At 63.8% G+C, this 12,784-nt stretch carries 11 protein-coding genes; 7 read left to right on the top strand and 4 right to left on the bottom strand.

All coding sequences use genetic code 11. From position 1 onward, the window contains the following. Positions 1–13: 13 nt before the first annotated feature. The gene (locus J2X56_RS11580) at positions 14–955 is read left to right on the top strand and encodes a LysR family transcriptional regulator (RefSeq protein WP_252695731.1); all 942 of its coding nucleotides are present in this window, start codon (positions 14–16) and stop codon (positions 953–955) included. A gap of 25 nt (positions 956–980) precedes the next feature. On the opposite strand, the gene J2X56_RS11575 is transcribed toward J2X56_RS11580, so the two are convergent. The 3 genes from J2X56_RS11575 to J2X56_RS11565 all read right to left on the bottom strand — a co-directional run bounded on the left by J2X56_RS11575 (position 981) and on the right by J2X56_RS11565 (position 4,165). After that, a complete protein-coding gene (locus tag J2X56_RS11575; protein ID WP_310160407.1) occupies positions 981–1,838 on the bottom strand; it encodes a sulfurtransferase in 858 nt (285 codons plus the stop codon). 66 nt (positions 1,839–1,904) lie between these two features. Next, positions 1,905–2,822 (bottom strand): DMT family transporter, encoded by a 918-nt coding sequence (locus tag J2X56_RS11570; RefSeq protein WP_034330513.1) that lies wholly within the window; start codon positions 2,820–2,822, stop codon positions 1,905–1,907. A 221-nt stretch (positions 2,823–3,043) separates the two neighbouring features. Then, positions 3,044–4,165, bottom strand: a complete 1,122-nt coding sequence (locus J2X56_RS11565; RefSeq protein WP_121043832.1) for an aromatic ring-hydroxylating dioxygenase subunit alpha — start codon at positions 4,163–4,165, stop codon at positions 3,044–3,046. A gap of 267 nt (positions 4,166–4,432) precedes the next feature. On the opposite strand from J2X56_RS11565, the gene J2X56_RS11560 reads away from it, so the two are divergent. The 3 genes from J2X56_RS11560 (at position 4,433) to dxs (ending at position 7,608) form a co-directional block, all read left to right on the top strand. After that, entirely contained in the window at positions 4,433–4,717 is a 285-nt protein-coding gene (locus J2X56_RS11560; RefSeq protein ID WP_051156416.1) for an exodeoxyribonuclease VII small subunit, read from the top strand. Continuing rightward, positions 4,717–5,664 (top strand): polyprenyl synthetase family protein, encoded by a 948-nt coding sequence (locus J2X56_RS11555; RefSeq protein WP_134223278.1) that lies wholly within the window; start codon positions 4,717–4,719, stop codon positions 5,662–5,664. The genes J2X56_RS11560 and J2X56_RS11555 overlap by 1 nt, the downstream gene beginning before the upstream one ends. Before the next feature lie 78 nt (positions 5,665–5,742). Next, positions 5,743–7,608: a 1-deoxy-D-xylulose-5-phosphate synthase gene (dxs, locus tag J2X56_RS11550; protein ID WP_310160397.1), complete on the top strand. Its 1,866-nt coding sequence runs from the start codon at positions 5,743–5,745 to the stop codon at positions 7,606–7,608. Between the two features lie 147 nt (positions 7,609–7,755). On the opposite strand, the gene J2X56_RS11545 is transcribed toward dxs, so the two are convergent. Further along, entirely contained in the window at positions 7,756–8,310 is a 555-nt protein-coding gene (locus J2X56_RS11545) for a cob(I)yrinic acid a,c-diamide adenosyltransferase (RefSeq protein ID WP_034330523.1), read from the bottom strand. 305 nt (positions 8,311–8,615) lie between these two features. On the opposite strand from J2X56_RS11545, the gene J2X56_RS11540 reads away from it, so the two are divergent. The 3 genes from J2X56_RS11540 to J2X56_RS11530 all read left to right on the top strand — a co-directional run bounded on the left by J2X56_RS11540 (position 8,616) and on the right by J2X56_RS11530 (position 12,784). Further along, positions 8,616–10,031, top strand: a complete 1,416-nt coding sequence (locus J2X56_RS11540) for an FAD-binding oxidoreductase (protein ID WP_088755702.1) — start codon at positions 8,616–8,618, stop codon at positions 10,029–10,031. 125 nt (positions 10,032–10,156) lie between these two features. Next, positions 10,157–11,047 (top strand): LysR substrate-binding domain-containing protein, encoded by an 891-nt coding sequence (locus J2X56_RS11535; RefSeq protein ID WP_121043818.1) that lies wholly within the window; start codon positions 10,157–10,159, stop codon positions 11,045–11,047. A 249-nt stretch (positions 11,048–11,296) separates the two neighbouring features. Then, positions 11,297–12,784: an FAD-linked oxidase C-terminal domain-containing protein gene (locus J2X56_RS11530; protein WP_039786927.1), complete on the top strand. Its 1,488-nt coding sequence runs from the start codon at positions 11,297–11,299 to the stop codon at positions 12,782–12,784.

The following is a 12,784-nucleotide window of genomic DNA, read 5'->3' as shown; positions in this document are numbered from 1 at the left end:
AGGGGAGAACAGCATGATTTCCATCCGGCAGTTGCGCTACTTCGTCGAGATCGTCGAGGCACGCGGCTATACCCGCGCGTCCGAGCGCCTCTTCATCGCGCAATCAGCGTTGAGCCGCCAGATCAAGGAGCTGGAAGCAGACCTCGATGTGCTGCTCATCAAGCGCGAGGCCAAGGCCTTCGAGCTGACCCAGGCGGGCCAGGATTTCTATGAACGCAGCCGCCGCATCCTGCTCGACCTGGACCGCGCCGTAGCGCAGGCACGCACCATCGGCAAGGGCGAGCACGGGGCCTTGCGCCTGCTGCACTCCAGCTCGGTGCCGCTGTCGGCACCGCTGGGTCCGACCCTCAATGCTGCGTTGAAGGATTTCCCCGGCATCTCGCTGGAAATCTCGCAGGCTCCCTCCGAATACCAGGCCCGCGAGATCGTCGAAGGCAGTGCCGATATCGGCCTGGCGCGTTTGCCCATCCTGCGCGCGCATCCGAATCTGGAGAGCACCGTGCTCTACCGTGAGCGTCTGGTGGCGGCCGTACCTGCCACCCATCGACTGGCCGCGCGCAGCGAAGTGGAGATTGCGGAATTGCGGGATGAATTCTTCGTGACAGTGCCCCACCGCGATCGCGGCGGACTGAGTTATCTGGTAGCCGAGCGCTGTATTGCGCACGGTTTCTATCCGCGTGTGGCGCGTGCCACCTCGCGCAAGAATTCCTTGCTGAGCCTGGTCAATGCGGGCTTCGGCATCGCTGTCGTACCGCAGAGCATGGCCAGTATTTCACTCTCGGCGGGCGTCAGTTTTCCCGCGCTCAAGGATGCCGATTTCCATTCGGAGGTGGCCCTGCTGCGCCGACGCGATGCGCCGGCCATGGTGCAGCAGTTCGTGGAAGCTTTCGTGACCCGCCTGCAGGAGGCGGGGATCACGGGAATGACAGGTATCGTTGCGCCCGACCTGCCATAGGGTGCAGCACGCCTCCCTGCAAGGATCAGTTGCCGGTGGCCACCGGACGCTGCGGATCGGAGCTCCATTCGCTCCAGGAACCCGGATACAGATGCGCGCCCGGCAAGCCCGCCACTTCCAGCGCCAGCAGGTTGTGGCAGGCGGTCACGCCGGAGCCGCATTGCATGACCGCAGCCTGCGGATCACCCACCACCGACAGCCATTCCTCGCGCAATTGCGTGGCACTCTTGAAGTGGCCATCGGCCTGCAGGTTGTCCTTGAAGAAGCGGTTCTTCGCGCCCGGAATGTGCCCGCCCACTGCATCGATGGTTTCGTTCTCGCCACGGAAGCGATCCGGTGCGCGCGCGTCGACCACTTGCAGGGTTTGGCTCTTGAGATTGTCGAGCAGGGCTTGCGCATCCACGGTCTTGACCAGCGAGGACAGATCCTGGATGTTGCCCGGCGCAGCCGGTGCCGGCGTCTCGCTGGTCAGCGTTTCACCCAGCGCCTGCCAGGCCGCCATGCCGCCATCGAGCACGGCCACGTCGCTGTGGCCGATCCAGCGCAGCAGCCACCACAGGCGTGCGGCATACATGCCACCGTGGGCGTCATACGCCACCACTTGGGTGTCATTGTTGATGCCCAGGTCGCGCATCGCCTGCACGAACTGCTGGCGGTCCGGCAGCGGATGGCGGCCATGGAAGCGGCCGGCGGCATCGGTCTTGGGACCGGAGAGCAGCTCATCCAGGTGGGCGAAGCGGGCCTGCGGAAGATGGCCGACGGCATAGGCTTCACGGCCGTAGGCGGGGTTGGTCAGGTCGTGACGGCAGTCCACGACCACAACGTTCAGATACTGCGCACGCGATTTCAATTCGCTGGCGCTGATGAGGGTCTGGTAGGTCATGCGGCTCTCCTTTTGTTCATAAGCCCTGCAAGCGGGCAGGATTCAGGGATTCATGGATTCCTGGATTCAGACTTCGGTGGCGATCGGGTCCACCTTGGGTACGTTCTTGGCCACGGCTTGGCTCTTGCGCTGGTTGCGATACGTCGCCAGCATGCCGCTGGCCAGGATGATCGCCATGCCCAGCCAGCCGATCCAGCCCGGCGCATCATCCCAGATCAGCACGCCGAAGAGGCTGGAAAAGACGATGCCCGTGTATTGCAGGTTGGCCGTCACCAGGGTATTGCCGAGCCGGTAGGCGCGCGTCATGGCGATCTGCGCCGTGGTGGCCGTCAAGCCTATCATGAGCACCAGCAGCGCACCGATCCAGGAGTGGCTGTGCCACAGCGGCACGCGTCCCGTCACCACGCTGCCGACCAGGCCGGCCAACACGCCCGTGGCAGAAAAGTAGAACACCACGCGGTACTCCGGTTCCCCCAGCAGGCCCAGCTTGCGTACTTGCAAGTAGACCAGTGCCGAGAGCACACCTGAGGCCAGCGAGATGGCACCGCCCAGCAACTGCTCGGCATTGAGCGATGGGCGCATCAGCAGTGCCACCCCGAGGAAGCTCAGCGCCACCGTGCCGGCCAGGCCCCATTCGAATTTCTTGTGGCCCTGCCACCAGCCGGCCACGAACAGCATCACCGCAATCCAGATCGAGGACATGTAGTTCAGCGTGGTGGCCGTGGCGATCGGCAGCAGGCTGAAGGAATAGAACCACATCCACAGCGAGACCACGCCCACACCGCCGCGAATGAAGTGATCGCGCGGGAAAGGCGTGCGCAGCGTACCCCCGCGCAGGCGGATCAGGCAGAGGATGAAGAGCACGCCGATCACGCCACGGCAGAGCACGATCTCGGAGGTCGTGTAGTACTGGCTGGCGAGCTTGACGCACACGCCCATGACGGCAAAGAGGAATGAGGCGACGAGCATCCAGAGCGATTGCATGGCGGCGGTTCAGTAGTGTGAGGGGAGAGTGGGGAAGGCGCACGCGTGGCGAGCACCAAATAAAACGGCAGCCCCGGCGTGAACCGGGGCTGCCGTCTTGCAGCTGGAGCGGGAGGGGCGGATGCGGGAGGGCGGGCGACAATGACGGCGCAGACTACGTCCGTCGTGAGCTTGCCGCGATGCCTGCATCTGCTTTCCCCCTGCGCGGCCTGTTGGCCTGGTTATGGTGTGCTGGTTCCTTGCGGCACGTCCAGCTGCTGGCGATACCACTCGTGGAAGTGCTGCATGCCGTCTTCCATGGGCGACTGGTAGGGACCGACTTCGCTGGTGCCGCGATCCATCAGTATACGACGGCCGGCATCCATGCGCAGGGCGATCTCGTCATCCTCGACGCAGGTCTCCATGTAGGCGGCGCGCTCGGCTTCCACCAGCTCGCGCTCGAACAGGGCGATCTCTTCCGGATAGTAGAACTCCACCACGTTGGTGGTCTTCTGCGGACCGGTCGGCCAGAGCGTGGACACGACCAGCACGTGCGGATACCACTCCACCATGATGTTGGGATAGAGCGTGAGCCAGATGGCACCGTACTTGGGCGGCTTGCCGTTGGAGAATTGCAGCAGCTTTTCCTGCCACTTGGCATAGGTCGGCGAGCCGGACTTGATCAGGCCGTGGTTCACGCCCACGGTCTGCACGCTGTAGTCGCGGCCGAATTCCCACTTCAGGTCGGAGCAGCTGACGAAGTTGCCCAAGCCAGGATGGAAGGGCTCGACGTGGTAATCCTCCAGGTAGACCTCGATGAAGGTCTTCCAGTTGTAGTCGCACTCGTGCACTTCGGTGTGGTCGTACAGGTAGCCGGAGAAGTCCAGGTCGCGCGTCACGCCCAGATGCTTGAGCTTGTCGGCGATGTTGACGCCGTTGTTCTCGAACAGCAGGCCATTCCAGCTTTGCAGCGGGGTCTTGGACAGGTTCATGCACGGCGTCTCGCCGAAATGCGGCGCGCCGATCAATTCGCCCTTCAGATCATAGGTCCAGCGATGCAGGGGGCAGACGATGTTGCTGGCGTGACCGCGGCCATCGAGCATCTTGGCCTGGCGGTGGCGGCAGACGTTGGACAGCAGTTCAATGCCCTGCGCATTGCGCACCAGCATGCGGCCTTCGTTTTCCCAGGGCAGCGTGGAGTAGTCGCCAGCCTCGGGCACCATCAGCTCATGGCCGACGTAACGAGGTCCCTGCTGGAAGAGTTGTTTCAGTTCCCGCTGATGGAGCGGTTCGTCAAAGTAGACGTGGACTGGAAGTTGCGCGTTTGAACGCGCCAATTTGGCAAAAGTAGCAAGATCGGACATTTCCGCCCCCAAATTAATTTGCACCAACCTAAGGAAGAAAATCCGCAAAAACCTATGTTCAAATAATATGAAGAGGAAATTTTGGACAGAACCGAGGATTATGCCACAAAACCCCCATAAGGGGCCGGATTTTGTGGCCAAAATGCCAGTAAATTGGCCGAATTTACAAGCTCGGCTCGAAATCCGCTGACATTTCCACGCCCTCGATTGACTTGGGCATCGCCGGTTTGTTCTAAAATACCGGGTTGGAATTTTGAATGGGTCGATATGCCTAGAACCTCTGCCGCTGCTTCCTCTGCTGCCGCCTCTGCGGCGAGCGCCGCCTTGCCTGCTTCTTTCGAGGAAGCGATGGAAGAGCTGGAGCAGCTCGTGGCCCGCATGGAAGCCGGCGAACTGCCGCTGGAAGCCTCGGTGGCTGCCTACAAACGCGGCTCCGAACTGGTGAAGTTCTGCGCCGGCCAGCTCGACAAGGTGGACAGCCAGGTCAAGCTGCTCGAAGGCGACATGCTCAAGCCGTTCAATGCGGCGGACGCTGCTGGCGGGGACGACTGATGAATGCACAGATGCCGGCCGCCAGTGCGCAGGCCCCGCTGACGTTTGCCGACTGGATGCGCCAGGTGCAGGGCGGCATGGAAGACGTGCTGGACCGATTCCTGCCCGCGACCTCGGTGGTGCCGGCGCGCCTGCACGAAGCCATGCGCTATACCGCAATGGATGGCGGCAAGCGCGTGCGTCCGTTGCTGGTCTATGCTGCCGGGGACATCTTCGATACCCCGCGCGCGCTGCTGGACCGGGCTGCGGCGGCCGTGGAGATGATCCACGTGTATTCGCTCGTGCATGACGACATGCCCTGCATGGATGACGATGCCCTGCGCCGTGGCAAGCCCACGGTGCACGTACAGTACGATGAAGCGACTGCGCTGCTGGTCGGCGATGCGTTGCAGGCGCAGGCCTTCGATACCTTGTCGGCCCCGCTGGAGGCCGAGCTTGGCAAGAGCGATGCCGGCGTGACGGCACGCCAGCTGCGCATGGTGAACCTGCTGGCCCAGGCGGCCGGTTCGGTGGGCATGTGCGGCGGCCAGGCCATCGACCTGGCCAGCGTGGGCATGACCCTGTCGCTGGCCGAGCTGGAACAGATGCATCGCCTGAAAACCGGTGCTCTGCTGCGCGCAGCGGTGCTGCTGGGCGCGCTGGGCGGCAAGGCGCTCAGCGCCGACGAGAGTGCAGCGCTGGACGAGTATGCGCGGGCCATCGGCCTGGCCTTCCAGGTGGTGGACGACATCCTAGATGCCACGGCCGACTCGGCCACGCTGGGCAAGACGGCCGGCAAGGATGCGGCGGACAACAAGCCGACCTATGTCTCGATCCTGGGCCTGGCCGAATCGCAGGCGCTGGCCGAGAAGCTGCGCGGCAATGCCCACGCGGCGCTGGCACCCTTCGGCGAGAAGGCGCGCCGCCTGCGCGAGCTGGCTGACCTGATCGTGCAGAGAAAGACTTAAGCGACGTAACCCGGCATGAAGACGGACCGCGCGGCATGTGCCAGGCGCGGCCTTCAGACCCCAACACGGTAAGAACAGATGCTCCTCAATACCATCAACGACCCGGCCGACCTGCGCCGCCTGTCCCGCCATCAATTGAAGCCGCTGGCCGAAGAGCTGCGCGGTTTCCTGCTGGACTCGGTCTCCAAGACCGGCGGCCACCTGTCCTCCAACCTGGGCACGGTGGAGCTGACCATCGCGCTGCATTACGTCTTCAATACGCCGCAGGACCGCATCGTCTGGGACGTGGGCCATCAGACCTATCCGCACAAGATCCTCACCGGCCGCCGCGAGCGCATGGCCTCGCTGCGCCAGCAGGAGGGCATCTCGGGCTTCCCGCGCCGCATCGAAAGTGAATACGACACCTTCGGCACCGCCCACTCCTCGACCTCGATCTCGGCGGCGCTCGGCATGGCGCTGGCGGCCAAGACCCAGGGCTCGGACCGCCATGCCATCGCCGTCATCGGCGACGGCGCGATGACCGCCGGCATGGCCTTCGAAGCGCTCAACAATGCGGGCGTGCACGAGGACATCAACCTGCTGGTGATCCTCAACGACAACGACATGTCGATCTCGCCGCCGGTGGGAGCGCTCAATCGCTACCTGGCGCGCCTGATGTCGGGCAAGTTCTACGCCAAGGCGCGTGACGTGGGCAAGTCGGTACTGCCCGGCCCGGTGCTGGAACTGGCCAAGCGCCTGGAAGAACATGCCAAGGGCATGGTGGTCCCGGCCACCATGTTCGAGGAATTCGGCTTCAACTATATTGGCCCCATCGATGGTCATGACCTCGACTCGCTGGTCCCCACGCTGCAGAACCTGAAGCACCTGAAGGGACCGCAATTCCTGCACGTGGTCACCAAGAAGGGACAAGGCTACAAGCTGGCCGAGGCTGATCCGGTGCTCTATCACGGCCCCGGCAAATTCAACCCCAGCGAAGGCATCAAGCCCAGCGCGGGCGGCAAGCTGACCTATACCCAGGTTTTCGGCGACTGGCTGTGCGACATGGCCGCCGCCGACGAGAAGCTGGTCGGCATCACCCCGGCCATGCGCGAAGGCTCGGGCATGGTGGGCTTTGAAAAGAAATTCCCGAACCGCTACTACGACGTTGGCATCGCCGAACAGCACGCCGTCACCTTCGCCGCCGGCATGGCCTGCGAGGGCATGAAACCGGTGGTGGCGATCTACTCGACCTTCCTGCAGCGCGCCTACGACCAGCTGATCCACGACGTGGCCCTGCAGAACCTGGACGTGACCTTCGCCCTGGACCGCGCTGGTCTGGTCGGTGCCGATGGCGCGACCCACGCCGGCAATTACGACCTGGCGTTCCTGCGCTGTATCCCGAACATGGTGGTGATGGCGGCCTCCGATGAGGATGAGTGCCGCAAGATGCTCTCGACCGCGTATCAGTATCCGGGGCCGGCATCGGTGCGCTATCCGCGCGGTGCCGGCATCGGTGCGACCGTGGAGAAATCGCTCGAGACCCTGCCGCTGGGCAAGGGTGAAATCCGCCGCCAGGGCAAGGATGTCGCCATCCTGGCCTTCGGCAGCCTGCTGGCACCGGCATTGGGCGCGGGCGACAAGCTCAACGCCACGGTGGCCAACATGCGCTTCATCAAGCCGCTGGACGTGGAACTGGTCAAGCAGCTGGCCGCCTCGCACGATGCGCTGGTGACGGTGGAAGAGGGCTGCATCATGGGCGGCGCCGGTGCTGCCGTCTCCGAGGCATTGGCCGCCGCCGGCATCAACAAGCCGGTGCTGCACCTGGGCTTGCCGGATCGCTTCATCGATCATGGCGACGCCGCGCAACTGCTGGCGCAGTGCGGGCTGGATGCCGATGGCATCGCCCAATCCATCAGCCAGCGCTTTGGCAAGGATGAGCCCAAGCTGGTGGTCAACAACGGCTGAGGATGCGCATTTTCCAATCTTAGTTTTTGCTCGGCGGAAACTAAGAAAATCGCCGCGTAAAACTAAGTCATTGCGTCCCCCCAAATTGAAAACGCCCCGCCGGTTTCCCGCGGGGCGTTTCGCATTTCTCGTGCAGTGGAACACCGATCAGCGCTCTCGCCCCTTCTCCCACAACACATCCTGTCCACCCGCCTCCCGGTTGAGCACGCGCGCCAGCACGAAGCACAGGTCGGAGAGACGATTCAGATACTGCCGCGCCGGCGCATTCACGCCGGCCTCGGATTTTTCCAGCATCACCACGCTGCGCTCGGCGCGACGGCACACGGTGCGGCATACGTGCGCCAGCGCGGCCGTGCGCGAGCCACCCGGCAGGATGAACTCCTTGAGCGGGGGCAGGGTGGCGTTGTACTTTTCCAGCAGGGCGTCCAGCCGCGCCAGGTGCGCATCGGCCAGCACCGTATAGCCCGGGATGCACAGCTCGCCGCCCAGGTCGAAGAGGTCATGCTGGATCGACACCAGTTCCTCCCGCAGCGCGGCCGGCAGGGTCTCGCACAACAGCAGGCCCAGCTGCGAATTGAGCTCATCCACATCGCCCAGCGCCTGGATGCGCAGGTTGTCCTTGCCCACGCGGCTGCCATCGCCCAGTCCAGTGCTGCCATCATCGCCGGTGCGGGTGGCGATCTTCGAAAGTCGGTTGCCCATCATTGCTCCTTGTTGATCCGCCGAGGAGCTTAAGCGCAAGGCCCGTCCAAGGCAAGCGCTTCCCATGCGCTGCGAGCCGCCGCGCGCCTGCTGGAAAAAGGCGTAAACAATTCACTTGATTTGGCCGATCGGGCAGCACGGAGGGGGACATTTGCGCAAACTAAAGTCGGCAAGAGAGTAAAATTCATCGATTGGATCAGTGGTCAGTCCACTGGAGCGGCAGGGGATGCCGCTTCACCGGCCCTGCATCTTCCCCGCACAAGACCATAAAAACACCGAGACACCAGACCCCTGAGAGACATTGCATGAATCACCTAGTTGACGCCCGGAAACTGAAACGCCCCGTGCCCCAGGCCCTGCTCGACGAGCTCAAGGCCCTCTTCGGCGAGCGCTGTTCCACCACCCTGGCCATGCGCGAGCACCACGGCCGCGACGAATCCTCCTACGATCCCATGCTGCCGGACGCCGTGGTCTTCGCCCACAGCACCGAGGAAGTCGCCGCCTTCGTCAAGCTCTGCAGCCAGTATGACACCCCCATCATCCCCTACGGCGCCGGCACCTCGCTGGAAGGCCATGTGCTGGCCCTGCAGGGCGGCGTGACGGTGGACCTGTCGCAGATGAACCAGGTCCTGGCCGTCAACGCCGAAGACCTGACCGCCACCGTCCAGGCCGGCGTCACCCGCAAGCAACTGAACCAGGAGATCAAGGATACGGGCCTGTTCTTCCCCATCGATCCGGGCGCCGATGCCTCGCTGGGCGGCATGGCCTCGACCCGTGCGTCGGGCACCAATGCCGTGCGCTACGGCACGATGAAGGAAAACACCCTGACCCTGACCGTGGTCACGGCGCAAGGCGAGATCATCAAGACCGGCACCCGTGCCAAGAAATCCTCGGCCGGCTACGACCTGACCCGCGTCTACGTGGGCAGCGAAGGCACCCTCGGCATCATCACCGAGGTGACCGTGCGCCTGTATCCGCAGCCGGAAGCCATTTCGGCCGCGATCTGCTCCTTCCCCAGCGTGGCCGATGCGGTCAACACCGTCATCCAGACCATCCAGATGGGCGTGCCGCTGGCGCGTGTGGAACTGCTCGATGAAAATGGCGTGCGCGCCATCAACGCCCACGACAAGCTGAACCTGCCGGTCAACCCGCTGCTGCTGTTCGAATTCCATGGCAGCGAGAACGGCGTCAAGGAACAAGCCGAGCTGGTGCAGGATATCGCCAAGGAATTCCATGCACTCGGTTTCGAATGGGCCACCCGCCCCGAAGACCGTACCCGTCTCTGGACCGCGCGTCATAACGCCTACTTCGCGCTGCTGCAATTGCGCCCCGGTGCCCGCGCGATTTCCACCGACTGCTGCGTGCCGATCTCGCGCTTGGCCGAATGCGTGCTGGCCACCAAGGCCGATTGCGAAGAGCAGGGGCTCATTCACGCCATCATCGGCCACGTCGGCGATGGCAACTTCCATGTGCAGATGATGGTGGACCCCAACGACCCGGCCGACATCGCCCGCGCCGAAGGCGTCAACGCCCGCATGGTGGCGCGGGCCCTCGGCATGGATGGCACCTGCACCGGTGAACACGGCGTCGGCCTGCACAAGATGGATTTCCTGATCCAGGAACACGGTGATGGTGCCATTGCCGTCATGCGTGCCATCAAGCATGCGCTTGATCCGAAGAACATCATGAACCCCGGCAAGATCCTGCGCTGGGAACAGTGAGGTCGCTGTATCACGCAGGCCAGGGGAGAAAAACTTAGTTTTGCGCACCTGGCCGTTTAGTTTTTCGGCAACGCAGTGTTAGTTTTCATCAGTTTTGCTTGAACCGCAGCAGGAATCCACCATTCATGGCCACCCGCCTTCCCCCCGTTCACGCCCTGTCCGCCTTCGAAGCGGCAGCCCGTCACAACTCGTTTGCGATCGCCGCCGAGGAACTGTGCATCACCCCGTCGGCGCTGTCGCACCGGATCCGCCTGCTGGAAGATTTCGTGGGCGAGCGCCTGTTCTATCGCGATGGCCGTTCCATCGGCCTGTCCGAGTTCGGCCGCCGCTATCTCGACGTGGTGCGCAGTGCCTTGCGCACGCTGACCGATTTTCCGATGCCCCACCGCAATGCGGCCGTACAGCCCAAGATCAAGGTGATGCTGCCGCCGACTTTCGCGCGCCACCTGCTCATGCCGCGCATCGCCGATTTCACCCAGCGCCATCCGGAGATCGTGGTCGAGCTGTACCTCTCGGTACCGCTGTATGACCTGTCGCTCTCGGAGAGCGATGTCGAGATCCGGTTCGGTGCAGGCAACTATCCCAACATCATCACCGAGAAGCTGTTCGAGGAACCGGCCTTCGCCGTGGCCAGCCCCGGCTACCTGAAGACCCTGCCGCCGATGAAGTCGCCCTCCGACCTGCAGCATGCGACCCTGCTGCGCTCGGCGCTGGAACCCTGGCAGCCCTGGTTCGAAGCGGCTGGCCTGAAGGACTGGGTGGAACCCTCGTCCGGCCTGCGCGTGGACGACCTCGGCCTCTTGCTGGAGGCCGTGCGCCACGGCTACGGGATTGGCCTGACGCGCCAGCACTTCGCCGAAGAACTGCTGGCCCGGGGCGAGATCGTGGAATTGTTCGATGTGCGCCTGCGTACCCCGCCACATGCGTATTACGTGGTCTACGAGCGCGCGGTGCGCGAGCGGCCGGAGGTCGATACCTTCATCAGCTGGATGCAGAACGCCTTCCGCAACATCTGACCCGGCTTTGCATCGCCCATCCCGTCCGGCCGCCCTGAAAATAATTCACGGCGGCCGGAAATTCTTTTCAGTGGGCCGCCAGGCAACACGGCACCGTGCAGAGCGGCAAAATTCGTTACACTTGTCGGACTGAAAAAGCCCGCCCCATGCGGGCTCACAACAAACGAGACAGCGTGAGCCGCAGCACCGGATGCAAGAAGAGGGACATCCAGCGCCGCACGCCTGCCTAGCTTACCGCCGAGGTCCAGCATGAATGCTCCCGCCCAACCGTCCTTCGCGCCGGCCCGCCAGCGCGAAGTCGTCGATGCCCTGCGCCGGGTCGTCCCCGCGCACTGCGTGCTGTTCGACGAGGAAGACACCCGCCCCTACGAATGCGACGGCCTGGCCGCCTACCGCCAGCTGCCCATGGTGGTGGTGCTGCCCGAAAACGAGGCGCAGGTCATCGCCATCATGAAGGCCTGCCACGCGCTGCAGGTGCAGATCGTGCCGCGCGGTGCTGGCACGGGCCTGTCGGGCGGGGCCATGCCCATCGCCGATGGCGTGGTGGTCTCCACCGCCAAGTTCAACCAGATCCTCAAGATGGACAAGTACTCGCGCACCGCCGTGGTCCAGCCCGGCGTGCGCAACCTGGCCATCTCCGAAGCAGCGGCCCCGCACGGGCTGTATTACGCGCCGGACCCGTCCTCGCAGATCGCCTGTTCCATCGGCGGCAACGTGGCCGAGAATTCGGGCGGCGTGCACTGCCTGAAATACGGCCTGACGGTGCACAACGTGCTGCGCGTGCGCATGGTCACCATTGAAGGCGAGGTGGTGGAACTGGGCAGCGGTGCATTGGATGCGCCGGGCCTGGACCTGCTGGCCGTCTTCATCGGTTCCGAAGGCATGCTGGGCGTGGTCACCGAAGTGACCGTCAAGCTGGTGCCCAAGCCGCAGGCCGCGCGCGTGATCATGGCCTCCTTCGACGATGTGGTCAAAGGCGGCAATGCAGTGGCCAACGTGATCGCCGCCGGCATCATCCCGGCCGGACTGGAGATGATGGACAAGACCAGCTCGCGCATGGTCGAGCCCTTCGTCAAAGCCGGCTATGACATCGATGCCGAAGCCATCCTGCTGTGCGAATCCGATGGCACCGTGGAAGAGGTGGAAGAAGAAATCGGCCGCATGACCGACGTGCTCAACGCCAGCGGCGCGACGGCCATTGCCTGCTCGCAGTCGGAAGCCGAGCGCCTGCGCTTCTGGTCCGGCCGCAAGAACGCCTTCCCGGCCGCCGGCCGCATCTCGCCCGACTATTACTGCATGGATGGCACCATCCCGCGCAAGAAGCTGGCGCAGGTGCTCTTGGGCATCGCCGAGATGGAAAAGAAATACGGCCTGCGCTGCGCCAACGTCTTCCATGCGGGCGATGGCAACCTGCATCCGCTGATCCTCTTCGATGCCAACATCGCCGACGAATTCCACCGCGCCGAACTGTTCGGTGCCGAGATCCTGGAGCTGTGCGTGGAAGTGGGCGGCACCATCACCGGTGAACACGGCGTGGGCATCGAGAAGATCAACTCCATGTGCGTGCAGTTTTCACCCGCCGAGCGCGAGGCCTTCTTCAAGTTGAAGCGCGCTTTCGACCCGGCCTTCCTGCTCAATCCGGACAAAGCCATTCCCACCCTGCATCGCTGTGCCGAGTACGGCAAGATGCACGTGCAGCGCGGCCAGCTGCGCTTTCCCGATCTGCCGAGATTCTGA

Origin of the sequence: Herbaspirillum sp. 1173 (assembly GCF_031455335.1) — a bacterium.
In the GTDB taxonomy this organism is placed as follows: Bacteria; Pseudomonadota; Gammaproteobacteria; order Burkholderiales; family Burkholderiaceae_D; genus Herbaspirillum; species Herbaspirillum huttiense.
This window is presented reverse-complemented; position numbering and strand designations above follow the sequence as displayed.

Excerpts from the sequence above, each read along its gene's own strand:
- J2X56_RS11580 (WP_252695731.1), top strand. The coding sequence starts at position 14 with ATGATTTCCATCCGGCAGTTGCGCTACTTCGTCGAGATCGTCGAGGCA.
- J2X56_RS11575 (WP_310160407.1), bottom strand. The coding sequence starts at position 1,838 with ATGACCTACCAGACCCTCATCAGCGCCAGCGAATTGAAATCGCGTGCG.
- J2X56_RS11570 (WP_034330513.1), bottom strand. The coding sequence starts at position 2,822 with ATGCAATCGCTCTGGATGCTCGTCGCCTCATTCCTCTTTGCCGTCATG.
- J2X56_RS11565 (WP_121043832.1), bottom strand. The coding sequence starts at position 4,165 with ATGTCCGATCTTGCTACTTTTGCCAAATTGGCGCGTTCAAACGCGCAA.
- J2X56_RS11560 (WP_051156416.1), top strand. The coding sequence starts at position 4,433 with ATGCCTAGAACCTCTGCCGCTGCTTCCTCTGCTGCCGCCTCTGCGGCG.
- J2X56_RS11555 (WP_134223278.1), top strand. The coding sequence starts at position 4,717 with ATGAATGCACAGATGCCGGCCGCCAGTGCGCAGGCCCCGCTGACGTTT.
- dxs (WP_310160397.1), top strand. The coding sequence starts at position 5,743 with ATGCTCCTCAATACCATCAACGACCCGGCCGACCTGCGCCGCCTGTCC.
- J2X56_RS11545 (WP_034330523.1), bottom strand. The coding sequence starts at position 8,310 with ATGGGCAACCGACTTTCGAAGATCGCCACCCGCACCGGCGATGATGGC.
- J2X56_RS11540 (WP_088755702.1), top strand. The coding sequence starts at position 8,616 with ATGAATCACCTAGTTGACGCCCGGAAACTGAAACGCCCCGTGCCCCAG.
- J2X56_RS11535 (WP_121043818.1), top strand. The coding sequence starts at position 10,157 with ATGGCCACCCGCCTTCCCCCCGTTCACGCCCTGTCCGCCTTCGAAGCG.
- J2X56_RS11530 (WP_039786927.1), top strand. The coding sequence starts at position 11,297 with ATGAATGCTCCCGCCCAACCGTCCTTCGCGCCGGCCCGCCAGCGCGAA.